Genomic DNA, 18,224 nt, shown 5'->3' on the forward strand with positions numbered 1-18,224 from the left:
GGTGGTGTCACCGACGCCATCGCGGCGGTCCGGCGTCCCGGTAAACCCGCTCCCACAAGTCCCCGCTAGATCGTTGAATCAGTGCTTGGCGCGAAATACACCCAACGCTTCCCCGAGCCCTGCACTAAGCCGCTGCAACCCCTCGCTCGCCGCCTCCAGCCGCGCACACTCCGCCGCATTCTGCTCCACCACCCGCTCCACTTCCCTGGCCGCGCCATCCACCCGCCAGGCCAGATCCTGCTGGGTCCGCGCCGCTTCAGCGATATGCCCTGCCGCACTCTCCACCTCGACGATACTCGCCGTGATCGCCACCAGCACCTCGCTGGCCCTCGCCGTCAGCGCCACCCCTTCTCCGGTCAGGCGCTGACTGTCATCCAGGCTGGCGGCCGCCGCCCGGGTCACCTCGCCCAGCCGCTGGATCATCCCGTCGATCTCCCCGGTGGACGCCCGGGTCCGACTTGCCAACCCGCGCACCTCATCCGCCACCACCGCGAAGCCGCGCCCATGCTCCCCGGCCCGAGCCGCTTCGATGGCCGCATTCAACGCCAGCAGATTGGTCTGCTCAGCCACCGCACTGATCACATCCAGTACGCCGGTAATGGCCTCGCTCTGGCTTTGCAGCAACTGCATGGCCGCAGTCCCCGCCCCCATCTCGGTGGACAAGCGCTGAAGACACTGGCTCGCTTCGCGCACCAGCCGATCCCCCTCATGAATCAGCGAACTGGCCTGCCCGAGGCTGTCCTGGCTGGTATCGACCCGCTGATTCACCTGCACCGTCGCCTGGGTCATCAACTGCATGACCTGCATCACCTCGCCGGTCTGCCGACGCTGGTCGCGTACGCCTTGCCCGGTGCGCTCGACCATCCCGGCCAGGGTGTCGGCCGCGACATCCAGCTGGTCGGCATCCCCACCAATGCGCCCGACCAGATCGCGCAGCGCTTGCAGCATCACGCCGATCGCCTCGTTCAATTGCCCCAGCTCATCACTGCGCCCGAGCCGGGGCAGATGCCCGTGCAGATCCCCTGCAGCGGTCCGCTGCGCCAACGCCAGCATCCGCCGGACCGGCACGACGATGGAGCGACGAATCACTACGCAAGCGGTGATGCTCGACAGCAAGGCCAGTCCAAGCATCAAGGCCAGTTGCAGATCCAGATGCCGACGCTGCACCTGCCACGCCAAGGCAGCACGCTCACGCTGATCATCGAGGGTGGCGATCGCCTGCTGCGCCGCGCTGTTCATCGCTGCCTGCTGCTGCAATGCCTGCTCGCCGCTGTCGCTGTAGCGCAGGAACGCCTGGCGGTACTCCTCCAGCGCCGCCGTGGCCTCGTCCAGTCCATGACGACGCTCACCTTCCAGGCGCGCGGCAAGGCTGCTCAAGGCCGTGCCCAGTTCGTTGACCCGGTTGATCCAGTCATCGCGATAGCGCTGCTGCGGATCGAGGGTGAAATACAGCTCGCTGTCGCGCAGGTTGGCCAGGCGCTCGCGCAGCGCGGCGGCGTCTTCCAGCAGTTGCATGGTCGCCGTGTCTGGTGACTGCTCCTGCTCCAGCCCGGTATTGATGTCATCCAGTTGATCTAGAAACACCCCGGCAAAGCGCTGCCCCACGCCCTGCGCCAGCTCCTGCATGCGCAGCCGCGCATCCTGGGCTTGCAGGCGGGCCCTGGCATAGGCCTGGAAGCCTTGCAGATACTCCGTAGCGAACCTCGCGACATCCCCGTCGGCCGACTCACCGCGCAGCTTGTGCAAGGCAGCGGCCACTTGCTCTGCGGACTCGGCAGTCAACACCAAGGCGAACACCTTCTCCGCCTGCCGCGCGTCGGCCAGGTGATTCTGCAAGCGCTCCAGCCCGCGCAAACGCTCGCTGTTGGCCTGGCTCACCTGCAACGCATACCAGGCCGCCAGGCCCATGCCGAGAGTGCAGACCAGCACCAGGGCAAAGCCCAGCGACAGCTTGCCGCCCACGCTGAGACGGCCGAACGGACCGGTGGACGGGATGGTTTCGAACACGCTGGAAACAGACAAGGGCATCCTCCTCGCAAAGCCGCGCTTCGTGCGCGGCCGCCCATCCTGCCCGCTTGCTTCCCCGCCCCACCAATCGCATCTGGCGATGCGAAACATCGGCCGGCGCCATGTATCGCGTCCCCGGATAGCTGGCATCCGAACAAGCGATTTGTCCGATTCCCAAGCCCCATGCGAGCTTGCAACGGCTGCCCGAAGGGCGCCGTCGCCCATGCCTGTGCAGTTGCCGGCGACGTGCATAACAAGAAGGAAACCAACCATGTTCCGTTACTTCCCGAGCAACTACGTGTGGAACCTCTCGGTCAATCTGGCCATCGAGATGGGGGCCCGTATCGGCGAGATCGTCGAGATGTGCGAGCCGCTGCAAGAGGCGGCGAGCAAACCTGATGCCGAAGGCACCCAGGCCTTCCGCCAGACCTGGGCGAAGATGGCCGACAAGCTGTGCGAAATGGCCGGCGAGGATGAGGCTGGCGGTCGACTGCTGTCCGCTGGCGAAAAATACAACCGTGCAGCAACCTACTACCTGACCTGCGAACGCCTCCAGGCCCACGGCGCCCCCGGACGCATGGCGCTGTACCAGCGTTTTCTCGACACCTTCGCCCGCGGCGTGGCGCTATCGAAAGAGAACTGCGAGCGGGTCGAGATTCCCTATGAAGGCAAGGTGATCTCCGGCCTCTACGTGCGCGCCGAGGGCGTCACTGGCCCGGCGCCGATCCTGGTCCAGCTCAACGGCCTGGACTCCACCAAGGAAATGAAATACCGCGTCGGCCTGCCCGCCTGGCTGGCCAAACGTGGCGTCGCCTCGCTGCTGATCGACCAGCCCGGCACCGGCGAAGCCCTGCGCCTGCATGACCTCAAGGCGCGCTACGACGCCGAGCACTGGGCCAGCCGCGTGGTCGACTGGCTTCAGGACCGCGAGGACATCGACCCGCTGCGCATCGGCTGCGAGGGCGTGTCCCTGGGTGGCTACTACTGCCCTCGCGCCGTGGCCTTCGAACCGCGCTTCGCCTGCGGCGTGGTGTGGGGTGCCAACCACGATTGGCGCGATGTGCAGAAGCGCCGCCTGGAACGTGAAGGCAGCTTCCCGGTGCCGCATTACTGGGAGCATGTGCGCTGGGTCTGGGGCGGCAAGGACATCGAAGAGTTCATGCAGATCGCCGAGAACGTCCACCTCGATGGCGTGGTCGAGAAGATCCGCGTGCCGTTCCTGGTCACCCATGGCGAGCAGGACTCGCAGATCCCGCTCAAATGGGCGCACCGCACCTACGAGCAACTGGCCAACAGCCCCAAGCGCGAACTGAAGATCTTCACCTCCCGCGAAGGCGGCGTGCAGCACTCCAGCTTCGACAATTCCATCAACGCCGGCCAGTACATCGCCGACTGGGTGGCCGAGACCCTTGGCGGCCGCACCGCCTGACTCCAGGACACGATCATGAACATCATCGGACCCGATTACCTGGTCTTCGGCGTGGACAACGTCGAGGACTGCGTGCAGTACATGACCGACTACGGTCTCAAGCCTTGCGATATCGATGAGAGTGGCGGCTGGCTGGAAGCGCTCGACGGCACTGGCGTGCTGATCCGGCCACGCCACGACCCGCGCCTGCCAGCGGCGATGGAAACCGCCACCACCCTGCGCGAGACCGTCTACGGCGTCGCCGACGAAGCCACGTTGCAGGCCATCGCGGCGGAGCTGGGCAAGGACCGCGAGGTCCATCATGGCGCTGACGGCGTGTTGCGCTGCGTGGACGATATGGGTTTCGCCCTGGGCTTTCGCATCACCCGACGCCGTACCCTCGACCTGCCTGGCGAGGCCAGCCATGCGCCGGGTGCGCAGGCAGGGCGGCCGGTCAATGCACTGGGCGCCAGCAACGACATGCCGGCATTGCCGCGCAGCCTGTCCCACGTCGTGTATTTCGTGCCGGATGCGGACCGCGCCGAAGCGTTCTACACGCGCCTGGGCTTCGTCTGCACCGACCGCTTCGCCGGCACCGGACCGTTCCTGCGCCCGGGCGGCACCCTGGACCATCACACCCTGTTCCTGATCCAGACCCCGCCGTTCATGAAGGGCATCGAGCACTTCACCTTCCATATGGGTGGCCCGACCGAGGTGCTGATGGCCGGGACCCGCTTCGTCGAGAAAGGCTACGAGTCGTTCTGGGGACCGGGACGGCATCAGTTGGGCTCGAACTGGTTCTGGTACTTCAACAGCCCCATGGGCTGTCATGTCGAGTACGACGCCGACATGGACCTGCACGATGAACAGTGGACCGCCCGGGTAGCGGCGCCGGGTGCGGATAACTCGCAGTACTTCCTCTTCCACTATCAGGAGAAGTGGTTCCCGGGAGGACCGCCGACGAAGCATTGAGGGCATGCAAAAGGGGCGTCGAATGACACCCCTTTTTTATTTCATCTGGTTCAGCTGTGTTGTTGATGGCCTCATCGCTGCGGTGGAACAACCACCCCAACCTCCTTCGCATACACCTGCCACTGCCGCTTCAAGCGCTCGAACACCTCCGGCTCCCGCTCGGCCAGATCGTCCACTTCGCCCCGGTCCCGTGCTATGTCGAACAACTGCCAGCGCATCGCCTGCGGCGCTTGCCCGGGCATCGCCCAGGGTCGCAGCCCGAGCAGTTTCAGATTGCCCTCGCGGTAATACAGGCTGCCGAACAACTCCCCGGCCAACGGCCGCGCCGCTGCCCCCTTGCCCTCCAGCATCGGCAGCATCGAACGCCCGGTGATCGGGTGTTTCCCCTGCTCTTGCGCAACCGTCAACCCGGCAACTTCCAGGAAGGTCGGCGCCAGATCATCCACCCGCGCCACCCCGCGCTCCACGCCCTGGCGCGCCAGCGAACGCGGCATATGCACGATCGCCGGCACGCTGATCCCGCCCTCGGCGGTGCTGCCCTTGAACAGCCGCAGCGGCGTGGCGCTGACCTCGGCCCAGCGCAGGCCATAGTCGATCTGCGAGCCGCGACGCCCGAGGTTGTCCAGGCTGTTGTCGGTATTCGCTCCCGCCGGGTAGAACTGCTCGTGCCGCTCCCCCGCCGCACCGTTGTCCGACATGAACACCACCAGGGTGTTGTCGTACTGCCCGGTGCTTTTCAGGTAATCCAGCAAACGCCCGATGTTGTAGTCGAGGTTGCCGACCATGGCCGCGTAGACCTCCATCTTGCGCGCCTCGACCTGCCGCTGCTGCGGACTGAGTTGTTCCCAGCCCGGCAGGTCCGCCGCCACCGGCAGGCGCTGCGCGGCCACGAAATCCTCCGCCAGCAAACCCTTCTCGCGCTGGCGTTCGAGGCGCGCCTGGCGGACCTTGTCGTAGCCCTGGTCATACAGGCCGCGGAACTTGTCCAGCCATGCCTCCGGCGCCTGCAACGGCCAATGCGGCGCAGTGTAGGCGGCGTAGGCGAAGAACGGCTTGCCGCTGTCCTGGCCCTTGCGCAGGTAGTCGATCAGCTTGTCGGTGTAGAAGTCGGACGAGTAGAAATTCTCCGGCAACTCTACCGGCTGGCCATTCTCCCGGTAGGTGATGCGTTCGATCTTCGCTGAGGGTTGCGCCGGCGGCTTGAAGTGCACGCCACCGCCTTCGAGCAGAGTGAAGGACTGCTCGAAACCACGACGGTCAGGCCCCTGTTCCGGCCCCAGGCCCAGGTGCCATTTACCGACCATGCTGGTGCGATAGCCGCCATCGCGCAGCAACTCGGCGATCGAATGGGCCTGCTGGTTGAGATAGCCCTCGTAGCCCGGCTTGCCGCGCTGGAATGGCTGGATCGCCTCCTCCATGGTGCCCAGCCCGGCCAGGTGGTTGTCGGTGCCGGACATCAGCATCGCCCGGGTCGGCGAACAGGTCGGCGCAGCGTACATATTGGTCAGTTGCAGGCCCTGGGCGGCCAGTTGGTCGAGATTGGGCGTGGCGATCTCGCCGCCATAGGCGCCAAGGTCGGAGTAGCCCAGGTCATCGGCAAGAATCAGCAGGATATTCGGCCGCTCGGCAGCCACCGCGGCGCCGGACACAAGACATGCCAGCGCAGTGAGCAGGAAGGGGAAACGCACAGGGAGCCTCGCTTTTCTTATTCTTCGAAGATGGCCACGGCACGGACGAAACCGGCCGACGCATGCTTGATCTTGTACGGGAAGCAGGACACCAGGAAGCCACTGGCCGGCAGGCTATCGAGATTGGCCAGCTTTTCCATCTGCCCGTAACCGATATCGCGCCCGGCTTTGTGCCCTTCCCAGATGATCGAGGCGTCACCACTTTCGGCGAAACGCTGGCGAGTGAAGCTGAACGGCGCGTCCCAGCTCCAGGCGTCGGTGCCCACTACCCGAACCCCGCGATCGAGCAGGTACAGGGTGGCCTCGCGGCCCATGCCAACCCCGGCATCGAGGTAGCCCGACTGGCCGAACAAGCTGCCGGCTCGGGTGTTGACCAGTACGATATCCAGCGGCTGAAGGTCATGGCCGATGCGTTGCAACTCGGCCTCGACCTCGGCGGCACGGACGACATGGCCGTCCGGCAAATGGCGGAAGTCCAGCTTCACCCCAGGCTGCAGGCACCACTCCAAAGGCAACTCGTCGATACCGAACGCGGGCTTGCCGCCATCGGTGGTCGAGGCGTAGTGCCAGGGCGCATCCATATGGGTGCCGCTGTGGGTGGTGATGGACAGGCGCTCGGCGGCCCAGGATTCCTGTCCGGGCATCTGCTCGATGGCCAGGCCCGGGAACATCGCGGCCATTTCCGGCCAGCCCTGCTGGTGGTCCATGTAGTCGATCCTGGGCAGCAGCGGCGGCGGATCGGTGTAGGGGTTGTTGTCCAGGGTCACCGACAGGTCGACCAGGCGGCGTTTGCGACGTGGAGTCATGGGATGTTCCCTCAGGCAGTGGTAGCGATCGCCCGCGCAACGCGGAGGCGATGAGTGAGATCAAGGGCGTTGCGCACCAGCGCTCGTGCCGTACCGTCATGGCGAAAGCCGCGGCTTCGGGCCAGGGGCGTGCGCAGGGGTGGAAAGCACCCGAACAAGGCTTCCAGTGCGGGGTCCGGCTGGTAGTCGATGAGGACCCGGCGCTCTTCGCCGAAGACCTCGGCCAGGGCATCCACCACAGCCTCGATGGACAGGTGCAACACCGGCAATTGCCAGACCCGGCACGGCGCCTCGGCTTGCAGATCGAGTTCGGCGGCGTGCAGCAGGTTGTCGACGCAGCAGGCGGCGGACATCCACCAGGCCGTGGCCCGCGGCGAGACCGGACAGGTGTAGGGCTGCCCTGCTGCAAAGCGTTGCAGCAACTCGCTCATGAAGGCCGAGCGCAATCCCGCGCCCTCGCCCGGTCGGGCGACGATGCCGGGCAGGCGCAGCGCCCGGCCATCCACCTCGCCACGCCGGGCCAGATCACCGAGTTGCTGTTCGATCATCAGCTTGTGCGCGCCATAGGACAGCGCCGGACGCGGACGCTGGTACTCGTCCATGCGCAGCGGCAGGTCGCCGCCGTACACCGCAACGCTGCTGGCATACACCAGTACGGGCGGGCGTTGGGCATTACGCAGCAACTCCAGCAGTTGCAGGCTGGCGAGCAGGTTCACCTGGCGCCCCAGGGCATAGTTTTCCTCGGCCGCACCGCCGGCGATGCTGACCAGATGGAAGACCACATCCACACCGTCGGCCAGCCCGCGACGTAGCAACGCCGGGTCGGTGATGCTGCCGGTGAGGTGACGCAAGCGCGGGTCATCGGCAAAGCCCTCGAGGTGCTGGTCAAGCAGGATCAGCGCTTCGATCCGCCGCCCGCGCAAGTGCCCGGACGCCAGCAAGCGCTGGACCAACTGACGCCCGAGGAAGCCGGCCGCCCCGGTGACCATTACACGCATGCTGCACCTGCCTGGACCACCTGCTGGTCGATGGCGCCGAACAGCGGCGAGCCATCCGGGCAACGGGCCTCCATGCGCACCCGCTCGCCGAAATGCATGAAGGCCGTACGTGGCGCGCCATGCTCGATCATCTCGACCGCGCGCCGCTCGGCGATGCAGGCCGAGCCGACGCTGCGCTCGGCATTGGAGACAGTGCCCGAGCCAATCAGCGTACCCGCCGTCAGACGCCGGGTCAGCGCCGCATGGGCGATCAACTGGTGGAAGCCAAAGTGCATGGCGCCACCGTAGGGATGGCCGAACCATTCGCCATTGCGCTCAACGTGCAGCGGCAGATGTACCCGCCCCTCGCGCCAGTCCTCGCCCAGCTCGTCCGGCGTTATCGCGACAGGGGCAAAACTGGAGGACGACTTGGCCTGGATAAAGCCGAAGCCGGTCTTCATTTCTCGTGGCGCCAGGGCGCGCAGGCTGACGTCGTTGAGTTGCAGGATCAGGCGTACGTGGCGCAACGCCTGCTCGGCGGAGCAGCCCATCGGCACCTCGTCCACCAGCACGGCGAACTCGCCTTCGAAATCGATGCCATGGGCCTCGCTGGGCAGCGGGATATCCTGGTGCGGGCCGAGAAAATCATCACCTGCCCCCTGGTACATCAGCGGCGTGTCCTCGACACCTTCGATGGGGTCGAGACGGAAGGCGCGCTGCATCAGTTCGCCATGGCTGAGGAAGCACGAGCCATCCAGCCATTGCCAGGCACGCGGCAACGGGGCCATGACCTGCTGCGGATCGAAGTCGAAGGCGTTGCCCGAGGGATCGTCGTTCAAGGCCGCATAGCGCGCCTGCAAGCGCGCTTCGACCTGCGCCCAGTTGTCGATTGCCACCTGCAAGGTCGCGGCGATATCGCCGGCGTCCACCGCCCGGCGCAGGTCCCGGGACACCAGCAGCAAGCGCCCGTCGCGGCTACCATCGGCCAAGGTCGCGAGCTTCATGCCAGCACCTCCTGCAACTGCTCGGCATAGCGCCCGTCGAGGAGGATGAAGACCATCCGCGCCATCGCCTCGGTACGGTTGCTCCAGGCGTGGTTGGTACCGCGCTGGACCACGATGTCGCCGCGCTTGAGGTGCACGTCTTCATCGTCCAGCACCAGCCAGACCTCGCCTTCGGTGACGATGCCGTAGTCGAGGGTTTCGGTGCGGTGCATCAGCTTGTGCCGGGACTGGCCAGTGCCCGTACCGGCATGGGACTCGCCGATCTCGGCGAACACCGCCGCAGCCGCCGCGTCGCTGACCTGGTTCTGCACACTGTCCGGCGGGATATCCACCACGCGGATCAGGCTGCCGAGCGCGGACGGGCTCAGCACCAATGGCCTGAGGGTCGGGTCCGCGCCGTTGTCGATCGGCACCGGGCTGGCATCGCTGCTCCATACCTCGTGGAACACCGTACCGGGCACGGACTTGAGTTCGAGACTGGTGGGCACCGCGCCGACCAGCGCAGCCAGCGCCTTACCGGCAGGGCTATGGCCGGTGACGACGCGCTTGAAGGGGGGAAGTGCTTGCATGGGGAGGTACTCCGTTCAATTGCCGTCGCCGATGGTGGTTCCACCATCGACGATCAGATTCTGTCCACAGATGAAGGCGCCACCGGGGGCGGCCAGGAGCAGGGCCAGGGCCGCCACTTCGTCCGTCGTGCCGACCCGGCGCAGAGGGGTGAGCGCCAGGCGGCGCTGCATGACTTCAGCGTTGTCGGTGAGCGGGCGGGCAAAGGCGGTTTCGATCACCCCAGGGCTGATTGCATTGACCCGGATATTCGCCGGTCCCCACTCCACTGCCAGGTTGCGCGCCAGTTGCGCCAGGGCGGCCTTGCTCAGGCCATAGGCACCCAGGGCCTTGTTGCCGCGCACGCCAGCGATGCTGGCCATCAGCACCACGCTGCCACCGCCACGCCTGGCCATGCCCGGCAGCAACGCGCCGGTCAGCCACAGGCTGCTTTCCAGATTGACCCCGAGGGTGGTGCGCCACTGCGCCTCATCGAGGCTGTGCAGTGGGCCGAAGTGCGGGGCGACGCCGGCATTGCACACCAGCACATCCACTTCGCCCGCCTCGCGGGCCAGGGCCAGGATCTGCTCGCGATCCGCCAGGTCGGCAGGACAGGCCAGCGCGTCGATGCCCTCCTCGCCCAGCTCGGCGACGACGCGCTGGCAGTCCTCGCGACTCTCGCTGCTGATCAGCAGCCGGGCCCCGGCCTGCCCGTAAAGACGGGCGATCGCCAGCCCGATACCTCGGGTGCCGCCAGTGATCAGGGCGACCTTGCCAGCCAGGGAGAACAACGAATGCAGGCTCATCCAGCAGTCCTCGCCAACGGCGCCGGCATCCAGCGCGGCAAGACCAGGCACACCAGGGCCAACAACAGTTGCGCCAGGGCCACCAACGCCAACGCGCCGGACAGCGCCTGCTGGTTGCCCGAGGTCAGCGCCAGCACCACCAGCGGGCTGACGAATTCGCCGGCGAACAGTGCCGCCGTGAAGCCGCCGGTAGCCCGTCCACGCTGGGCCGCAGTGGCCCGGGACATGACCCAGGTGATCAGGGTCGGCAGCATCAGGCCGATGCCCAGGCCATTCAGGGCGACGGCCGGGGTCAGCCACAACGCATCCGCGGCCAGCGCCATCAACCCACCACCAATACCCGCAGTGACGAAAGCCAGTCCCAGCAGGTACTGCCGGGGCAGGCCATGCAGCAGGCGAAAACTCAAGGCACCGAGCATCACGCCGAGTTGATTGGCGCCCATGACCATGCCGATCTGCTGCGGCGAATCGACGTGCAGCAGGCCGAGCAGAAAACCCGCCTGCACCGGCACGATAAACAGGCTGACACCCGCCAGCAGGCTGAACAGGTACAGCGGCAGCAAGGCCCGCCAAGGGAAGCCGGCGCTGTCGCTTTCGACCTGAACCTCGCTCACCTGACGCTCCCACAACAGCCACGCCATCAACGGCAGGAACAGCAGCCCGACGCCGTACAGCAGGTACGGCGTGCGCCAGTCGTCCTGCCCCAGCGCACCGCCGACGGAGATGAACAGCGCCGCCGACAGCGAGGTGCAGACCATCTGCAGGGCGAACAGCCGCTCGCGCCGGGCGCCCTGGTAGTAGTCACCGATCAGGGTGGTGCAGCAGGTCATGATCCCCGCCTCCGCCAACCCCAGCCCGGCGCGGCTGGCAACGATCGCCGGCAACGATTCCAGCCACAGCGGCAGCAGGCCGAACAGGCTGTAAAGGAGCATCGAACCGAGCAGCAGCGGCTTGCGCCCGAGGCGGTCGGCGATCATGCCGGCGAAGGGCGCGAGCAAGGCAATCAGCAGCGCCGGGATGGTCAGGCTGACCGGGACCAGCACGGCCACCAACGGATCCTCGGCGAAGTGCGCCTGCATCCGCGGCAACACCGGGGCCAGCAGCACGGCACCGAGCACCGGCAGGCAACTGCCGAGCAACAGCAACAGGGATTGCGGCCATCCGGCCTGGGCTTCACGACGCATGGGAGACCTCCTGGCGCAGGGGCGATTCGGTGTGCAGGACAGCCGGGTGCACCGGCAGAAGGAAACGGGCCAGGGCCGGCAGCAACACCAGGGCGCCGACCATGTTCCAGACAAACATGAAGGCCAGCAGCACGCCCATGTCGGCCTGGAACTTGATGGGCGAGAACATCCAGGTGCCGACGCCGATGGCCAGGGTCACGCCAGTCAGCATCACCACCTTGCCGGTGGAGACCAGGGCCCGGTAATAGGCCTCGGACAGGCTGGCGCCCTGGCGCAGGTGGGCGAGCAGGATGCTCATCACGTACAGCGCGTAGTCGACACCGATCCCCACGCCGAGGGCGATCACCGGCAGGGTGGCGACCTTGACCCCGATGCCCAGCCAGACCATCAGCGCCTCGCAGAGGATCGAGGTGAGCATCAGCGGGATCACCGCGCACACCGTGGCGCGCCAGGAACGGAAGGTCAGCAGGCACAGGAGGATCACCGCGCCGTAGACCCAGAACAGCATCTCGCGGTTGGCCTCGCGCACGACGATATTGGTTGCCGCTTCGATCCCGGCGTTGCCGGCAGCCAGGAGGAATTTCACCTCGGCAGTGTCGTTGGCTGCGGCGAAACCTTCGACATGCTGCACCAGCCGGGTCAGGGTCTCGGCCTTGTGGTCGGTGAGGTAGACGTACAGGGTCAGCAGGTCGCAGGTCTCGTTGTACAGGCCGCGCGGCGCGCTGGCGGTGATCATGTTGAGCATCGCCTGGTTGTTCTGCAGCTCGTACCACTTGGGGTTGCCTTCCGACAACCCGACCAGCATGCGCCGATTGAGCAAGGCCAGGGAGTTGGTCGAGTCCACACCTGGCAGGCTGCGCAGTTGCCAGTCCAGCTCATCGACCTTGCGCAGCACGTCGTAACGGGCGCAGGCGCCGGCCGGGGTCTGCACCATGATCGCGAACAGGTCGCTGCTGGCGCCGTAGGCGCGGGTCATGAAGGCATCGTCGCGGTTGTAGCGCGAGTCGGCACGCAGCTCCGGGGCGCCGGCATCGAGGTCGCCGATGGCCAGGTGCAGGCTGACCAGAAAACCCAGCACCGCCATCACCAGGCTGACGCCGATGCACAGGCTGGCCCAGGGTTTGCGAGTGAACAGGTCAAGCAAGCGCCAGAACGGATGGCGGGCCTTGCCGCTCTCCTCCGCCCGTTCGCTGCGCAGGCTCATCTCGGCGGCCTTTGGGCTGACGCCGAAGTAGGAAAGCAGCACCGGCAACAGGATCAGGTTGGTGAAGATCAGCACCGCCACGCCGATGCTGGCGATGATCGCCAGGTCCTGGATCACCTTGATCTGGATGATCATCAGCACGGCGAATCCCACCGCATCGCAGAGCAAGGCGGTGAGCCCGGCGAGGAACAGGCGACGGAAGGTGAAGCGCGCGGCGACCACGCGGTGCATGCCGCGGCCGATGTCCTGCATGATCCCGTTCATCTTTTGCGCGCCGTGGCTCATGCCGATGGCAAAGACCAGGAACGGCACCAGCACCGAATAGGGATCGAGCTGGAAATCCAGCAGCGGCAGCAAGCCCAGTTGCCAGACCACCGCCACCAACGAGCAGATCACCACCAGCAGGGTGCTGCGCACGCAGCGGGTATAGGCGTAGAGCACCGCCGTGGTGATGAGGATGGCCACGGCGAAGAACAGCAGGATCTGTTGCAGGCCGTCGATCAGGTCGCCGACCTTCTTGGCAAAGCCGGTGATATGGATGGCAATGCCGTCGCTGGCGAACTCGGTACGCAGGGCTTCCAGTTGTCCGGCCAGCACCGCGTAATCCAGCGCCTTGCCATCGGGGGTGCGCGCCAGCAGCGGCACCTGGATGATGCTGGAGCGCTGGTCGAAGGCCACCAACTGGCCGATCTCGTTGGATAACTGCACATTGCGCCGCAGCTCGGCAAGGGACTCGGGGCTGCCGTTGTAGTCGTCGGGGATCACCGGACCGCCGTCGAGGCCATCCTCGGTCACCGAGACCCAGCGGGTCGCCGGGGTCCACAGCGACTTCATGTAGGCGCGGTCGACACCGGGCAACAGGTAGATGCGCTCGCTGAGTTTTTGCAGCGTGCGCAGGTAGTCGGCGTCGTAGATCTCGCCCCTGGTGTTGGCGACGGCGATGCGCAGGGTGTTGCCCAGGCCGGACAGTTCCTGCTGCCGCTCCAGGTAGTTGGCGATGTAGGGATGCCCGGTGGGGATCATCTTCTCGAAGCTGGCGTTGAGCTCCAGGCGCATGGACTGCCAGCCCAGCACCAGGGTGGTCAGCAGGCACAGCAACAGGACCCAGTGCCGGTGGTTGAACAGGGCCCGCTCGGTCAGCGAGCCGGAGCGCGGGTCGAACCCGTCCGGGCTGCCCGGCTCGGGGTGGCGGCTTGCGCAATTCATGGTGGTCACTCCGAAGCGGAAACGGTGGGTCGGGCGAGGCGGGACAGCCCACTGAAGCCGGCGAAGACCAGGCTGCCGTCGGCGGCCTGGACCACGGCGGCGACCTGCTTGCGCTGCGCCGTGAAAGCCGGGGCGAGACCGTCGGGCGTACTGGTGAACAGGCCGCCGGACTGGTTGCTCAGCAGCACCCGGCCATCGCCGAGGGTGATGGCATCACTGAAGGACACCGGAGCCAGGGTCGGCAGGGCTTGCGCTTCCGGCGCCCCCTCGGGCAGGACCAAGGCATTGCCCTTGAGTCCGCCGATCAGCAGCGCGCCGTCGACACGGGTTGCCAAGGTGAACAGGCTGCCGTGGTAGGGGCTGGGCAGTTGCTGGAAGTCCTCGCCGTTGGCTGAACGAGCCAGGTAGCCCTGCTCGCCGGCAAGTACCCAGGACGCGCCCTGACGGGCCACGGCATACAGATGCAGGCCGTCGGGGTTGTCGATGCGGCCCATCAGGGAATGCCAGCTGGCACCGCCATCGTCGCTATGCAGGGCCAGACCGTAGGCGCCCACCACCAGCACATTGCGCGCATCTCTGGCAGCGACCGCGAGGAAGGGTTTGTCGGCCGCTTCGCCGGCAATCCGTTCGGCGGTTTCCAGGCGAGCGGCCGCGATGTCGTCGTCCGGTGTTCGCTGCGCAGCGCTGCGGGCATCCTCCAGCTCTACCTGGGCGGCGCGTTCGCCATCCAGTTGCAGGCTCCAGCTTTCGCCGCCATCACGGGTCGCCAGGACCACCCCGGAATGCCCGGTTACCCAGCCGCTCTGGCCGTCGGCAAAGGCCACGGCGGTCAGGCCCACCGAGACCGGCACCGCCACCTGGCGCCAGTGCTGGCCGTTGTCGTCGGACAGCAGGATCAACCCGCGCTCGCCCACCGCCACCAAACGCTCGCCGGCCCGGGCCAGGGCGGTGTACACCGCGCGCTGCGGATTGACGATCTGCATCGCCGGGCTTTGCAGGACATCACCGACGGCGCGGTGCTGCAGCATGGCCTGAGCCTGGCAGGTGGAAGCCAGCGGCAAGGCGAGGGCCAGCAGCAGGCCGCCCGACTGAAGCAATCTGTTCATGTCTACCTCGAAATCCAGTACCGATCGGGAGGGCAGCGCCTGCCCTCCTCGCTCAAGCTCAGCGCACGCCACGACCCGCCATGGCCGCCGGAGAGAATTCGGCGGCCTTGTAGCGGTCGACCACGGCGTATTGCTGCTCCTTGCCGGCATAGAGGTTCTGGATGAACCAGGCACCGGAGACCAGGTCGTAGAAGCCCGAGGACAGCTGGGCCACGGCAGGCAGGTCGGGCATCACTGACGGCAGCGACCAGAGGGTCTTGGCCAACTGGCCGTTGGCGTCCCAGCGATCGCCGAGCATGGCTTGCCAGGTGTCCTCGTCGAGGTAATAGCGGCCCTTGGGCAACTGGTGGCGCTTGCCCGGTGCCAGGTCCGCCTCCACCACCCAGACCCGGTGCAGTTCCCAGCGCACGTAGTCGGGGTTGAGGTGGTGCTTGGCGAACAGGTCTTCAGGCCGGGCGGCGGCCTGCACCTTGTTGGTGTTGTAGGGGATGTACATCTCCTGCTTGCCCACCAGCTTCCAGTCGAAGCGGTCCATGCGACCCTGGAAAACGCTCAGTTCGTCGAAGGACATGACTCCGGCGGTGGCCGGCGTCGGTGTGTCGCAGCAGGCATTGGGCAGCTTGCGCACGCGGCGTTGACCGGTCAGGTAGACATGGGCCTGGGACTTGTCGCCGTTGAGGTTGGTGCGCCCCATGATCTGTTCACCGGCGCGCAGCGCCGGGCCGACATTGAGCAGGCGGAACAGCCAGTAGTCACCGTCGAAACTCGCCGCATTGCCGTCCTGGTAGTAGTAAGGCATCTCCTGTACGGCCTTGCCGTCGGTGGTCATCACCTGGGCGCCGTCGGCGGTCATCAGGTAGTGGCGGAAGTCCATGGCCAGGGACACGCCGCGCCAGTTCAGCAGGTGGTTCCACATGGCCTCGGCGCCGTTCTTCGGCAGCGGGAACGGGATACCGCCGTAGGCACCTTGGGGCACCGGGCCGGCGCTGCTGTCGACCAGCTTCGCCTCCCGCGCATTCTTCAGGGTGTTGTCGTAGACCCATTGCGGCGCGGCAGCTGTGCGCCGGGTCGGATAGACATCGATGCGGTAGGTCTCCGGGTAGCGCTTGAACATCGCCTTGGTGCCGTCGCTCAGCTTGCTCGCGTATTGATCGAGGTTCTTAGCGGTGATGCTGAACAGTGGCTTGTCGGCGGCGAACGGGTCGTTGCGCTTGCCGCCCGGCTTGAACGCCGGATCGACCTTGGTGTAGCCGCCGCCCCAGGCCGGGATGCTGCCGTCGGCATTGCCGGCGCGCTCGGCGCCCAGCGGGGTGAGTTGCTTGCCGAGGTCGTCGGCGCCGGCAGCCAGTACCGGCTGCAGGCTCAGGACTGCGGTGGAGAGCACGGCGGCACAGAAGCTCTTGAGCGCGAAAGGAATGTTCACGGGGATCCCCTCAGAATGTTGTTTTAACCGAGAAGGCCAGGTAGTCCCGGTCTTTCAGTGCTTGTTTGAAGGTGAATCGGGAGGCGGCATCGAGGTTGGTGTCCTCGGGGCCGTAGTAGTGGGTGTAGGTCAGGCCGAAGGTGACCCGGTCCAGGTAGGTGGCGGTCACGCCAACGTTGAAGTCGCCGCCGCGGTCCGGACCGAAACTGCTGACCACCGCCGACTTGCCCATGGGGAAGTAGCTGATGCCCAGCGGCACGCTGAGGTCGATGCCGGGAAACACCTGGCGGTAGGTCGGGGTGTAGACCAGCTTGACGCCGACGCCATCATCCGTGGCGCCGGGGTCGAGGGCGGCGCGGTTTTTCGTCACGCTGAGCAAGCGGTTCCAGGCCACCTCGCCGACCAGGCTGGCTTCGTTGGCGACGAAGGACGGGCCGAGGGAGGCGATCATGTTGAGATTGAGATGTGCGGTGCGGCCGACGGCGTAGAGCGGGTGGTCGTCGTTGTCGGCAGCGACGCCTGCGGTGACGGTCTGGCCGTTGGACACCAGTGGCATGTTCCAGCGCATCGAGGCCTCGCCGGCGAAGCTGAAGGCGTCGAGGCTGGTGGCGAAGCTGGCGCCCAGGGCACGGATGTTTTCCGGGTAGACCCAGTAGTACTCGCCGATCTTCCCGCTGGCGAAGTCCGGCCCTGTGGCGCTGGGTTTCAGGTACAGCTTGGGCGACTTGTCGTGGTACTGAATGGCGTACAGGCCGTACTCGACGGTGTCGGCGTTGTAGCGCAACTGCAGGCCGCCCTGCCCCGAGCTTTTCGCGTCCTTGTCCTTGCCGTGGAAGAACGCCGCCGGGCTGTCCGGGTTGCCGCCGAGGAAGGTCGGGAAGGGTTCGCCGACGATCAGACGCTCGTTGCCGGTGCCGATGGTGTCGCTGACCGAGAAGTAGCTGCCGGCGCCGGGCAGACGGGTTTCTTCCCATTCGAACTGGTAGTAGGCACCGACCGAGAGCGCATCGGTGAGCTGGTAAGTGCCAGACAGCTGGCTGACCGGGCGGGTGATCTCCTTGAACTGGGTATTGGGCACCGACACGGCCTTGACCACGTCCACCGGGGCCATGCCACCGGCAATGCCGTTGGCGCCGAAGAACAGGCTTTCGCCCCAGATCAGGCCGTGGCGGCCGAGGCGCACCGAAGCGGCGCGGTCGGCAACCTCGCCGTTCCAGTAGACGAAGGCATCCAGCAGCTCGCCGTCGCCGCCGTGCAGGTGACGGGTGTCATCGCTGAACTGGTCATAGGCCACCGAGCGCACGTTGGCCCGGGACGGGTCGTTGTTGTCGTTGTCCTTCTGGTACTCGGTGTCGTACCAGGCCGCGCCGCTGACCCGGGCACCGAAGTCGCGGTAGCCGATATCCAGCTCGGAGAGGATGTCCAGGCGGTTGGAGATCAGGCCCTTGGCGAAGGCGCGGTCGCCATCGTCCTGGTTACGCGCGACCTGACCCTGGATGAGCTTGCTGCTCGGGTCCTGGGTGCGCCAGGCGGCGCTGTACTTGAGTGTGTTGTCCCAGCGCAGGCTCAGGTCCGGGTTGCCGGTCTGGATCTCGAATGCCTGGGCGCCAGGAATGCCCATGACCAGCGCCGCAGCGAGCGTCAGGGTGGAAGGCGCACGCCGCGATGCGGCGATGGAGCGATTAGCCATCGAACGAACCCTCTTTTATTGTTTTTGTTGGCATCTTTTCTGGCCACCACCGGCCGGTAAGGCAGCCGGACCGGTTCGGTCTTGTTGCCGAGGTGGCGCCACCCGGCGGGATAGACCGGACGACGGGCACAGGTTGACCTGCGGGGCTGTCTCTGACTAATCGCTTGTCGGGATGCGACCTATCGAGCGGCGCGATA

At 66.4% G+C, this 18,224-nt stretch carries 14 protein-coding genes and 1 pseudogene; 2 read left to right on the forward strand and 13 right to left on the reverse strand.

Translation table 11 applies throughout. From position 1 onward, the window contains the following. Positions 1 to 78: 78 nt before the first annotated feature. Positions 79 to 948, reverse strand: a complete 870-nt coding sequence (locus tag ACODSK_RS27030) for a methyl-accepting chemotaxis protein (RefSeq protein WP_489020422.1) — start codon at positions 946 to 948, stop codon at positions 79 to 81. Beyond that, a pseudogene (locus ACODSK_RS27035) lies at positions 940 to 2,280 on the reverse strand (HAMP domain-containing protein); the annotation flags it as partial. The gene ACODSK_RS27030 and the pseudogene ACODSK_RS27035, both read right to left, overlap by 9 nt. Here ACODSK_RS27035 and ACODSK_RS27040 point away from each other — a divergent pair. Beyond that, positions 2,279 to 3,436, forward strand: a complete 1,158-nt coding sequence (locus tag ACODSK_RS27040; RefSeq protein WP_489020381.1) for an alpha/beta hydrolase family protein — start codon at positions 2,279 to 2,281, stop codon at positions 3,434 to 3,436. The pseudogene ACODSK_RS27035 and the gene ACODSK_RS27040 overlap by 2 nt on opposite strands. A gap of 15 nt (positions 3,437 to 3,451) precedes the next feature. Further along, positions 3,452 to 4,387 (forward strand): VOC family protein, encoded by a 936-nt coding sequence (locus tag ACODSK_RS27045; protein ID WP_489020383.1) that lies wholly within the window; start codon positions 3,452 to 3,454, stop codon positions 4,385 to 4,387. A gap of 71 nt (positions 4,388 to 4,458) precedes the next feature. On the opposite strand, the gene ACODSK_RS27050 is transcribed toward ACODSK_RS27045, so the two are convergent. From ACODSK_RS27050 to ACODSK_RS27100, 11 genes are read right to left on the reverse strand one after another with little or no spacing between them, the layout of a single operon-like run. Then, the gene (locus ACODSK_RS27050) at positions 4,459 to 6,075 is read right to left on the reverse strand and encodes an arylsulfatase (RefSeq protein ID WP_489020385.1); all 1,617 of its coding nucleotides are present in this window, start codon (positions 6,073 to 6,075) and stop codon (positions 4,459 to 4,461) included. Between the two features lie 17 nt (positions 6,076 to 6,092). Next, positions 6,093 to 6,881, reverse strand: coding sequence for a cyclase family protein (locus ACODSK_RS27055; protein WP_489020387.1), 789 nt, complete (start codon positions 6,879 to 6,881; stop codon positions 6,093 to 6,095). An 11-nt stretch (positions 6,882 to 6,892) separates the two neighbouring features. After that, positions 6,893 to 7,879: an NAD-dependent epimerase/dehydratase family protein gene (locus tag ACODSK_RS27060; RefSeq protein ID WP_489020389.1), complete on the reverse strand. Its 987-nt coding sequence runs from the start codon at positions 7,877 to 7,879 to the stop codon at positions 6,893 to 6,895. Beyond that, positions 7,870 to 8,862: a fumarylacetoacetate hydrolase family protein gene (locus ACODSK_RS27065; RefSeq protein WP_489020391.1), complete on the reverse strand. Its 993-nt coding sequence runs from the start codon at positions 8,860 to 8,862 to the stop codon at positions 7,870 to 7,872. The genes ACODSK_RS27060 and ACODSK_RS27065 overlap by 10 nt, the downstream gene beginning before the upstream one ends. Beyond that, positions 8,859 to 9,431 (reverse strand): cupin domain-containing protein, encoded by a 573-nt coding sequence (locus tag ACODSK_RS27070; protein ID WP_489020393.1) that lies wholly within the window; start codon positions 9,429 to 9,431, stop codon positions 8,859 to 8,861. The genes ACODSK_RS27065 and ACODSK_RS27070 overlap by 4 nt, the downstream gene beginning before the upstream one ends. Before the next feature lie 15 nt (positions 9,432 to 9,446). Further along, positions 9,447 to 10,214: an SDR family NAD(P)-dependent oxidoreductase gene (locus ACODSK_RS27075; RefSeq protein WP_489020395.1), complete on the reverse strand. Its 768-nt coding sequence runs from the start codon at positions 10,212 to 10,214 to the stop codon at positions 9,447 to 9,449. After that, positions 10,211 to 11,398, reverse strand: a complete 1,188-nt coding sequence (locus tag ACODSK_RS27080; protein WP_489020397.1) for an MFS transporter — start codon at positions 11,396 to 11,398, stop codon at positions 10,211 to 10,213. The genes ACODSK_RS27075 and ACODSK_RS27080 overlap by 4 nt, the downstream gene beginning before the upstream one ends. Beyond that, positions 11,388 to 13,808: an efflux RND transporter permease subunit gene (locus tag ACODSK_RS27085; RefSeq protein WP_489020399.1), complete on the reverse strand. Its 2,421-nt coding sequence runs from the start codon at positions 13,806 to 13,808 to the stop codon at positions 11,388 to 11,390. The genes ACODSK_RS27080 and ACODSK_RS27085 overlap by 11 nt, the downstream gene beginning before the upstream one ends. 5 nt (positions 13,809 to 13,813) lie before the next feature. Then, positions 13,814 to 14,914 carry a WD40/YVTN/BNR-like repeat-containing protein gene (locus tag ACODSK_RS27090; RefSeq protein ID WP_489020401.1) on the reverse strand — a complete coding sequence of 367 codons (1,101 nt, stop codon included), beginning with the start codon at positions 14,912 to 14,914 and terminating at the stop codon, positions 13,814 to 13,816. A gap of 58 nt (positions 14,915 to 14,972) precedes the next feature. Continuing rightward, positions 14,973 to 16,337: a DUF1329 domain-containing protein gene (locus ACODSK_RS27095; RefSeq protein WP_489020403.1), complete on the reverse strand. Its 1,365-nt coding sequence runs from the start codon at positions 16,335 to 16,337 to the stop codon at positions 14,973 to 14,975. Between the two features lie 10 nt (positions 16,338 to 16,347). After that, on the reverse strand, positions 16,348 to 18,027 hold the full coding sequence (locus tag ACODSK_RS27100; RefSeq protein WP_489020405.1) for a DUF1302 domain-containing protein: 1,680 nt from the start codon (positions 18,025 to 18,027) through the stop codon (positions 16,348 to 16,350). Positions 18,028 to 18,224 lie beyond the last annotated feature (197 nt).

The organism is Pseudomonas sp. FG98 (genome assembly GCF_057808595.1).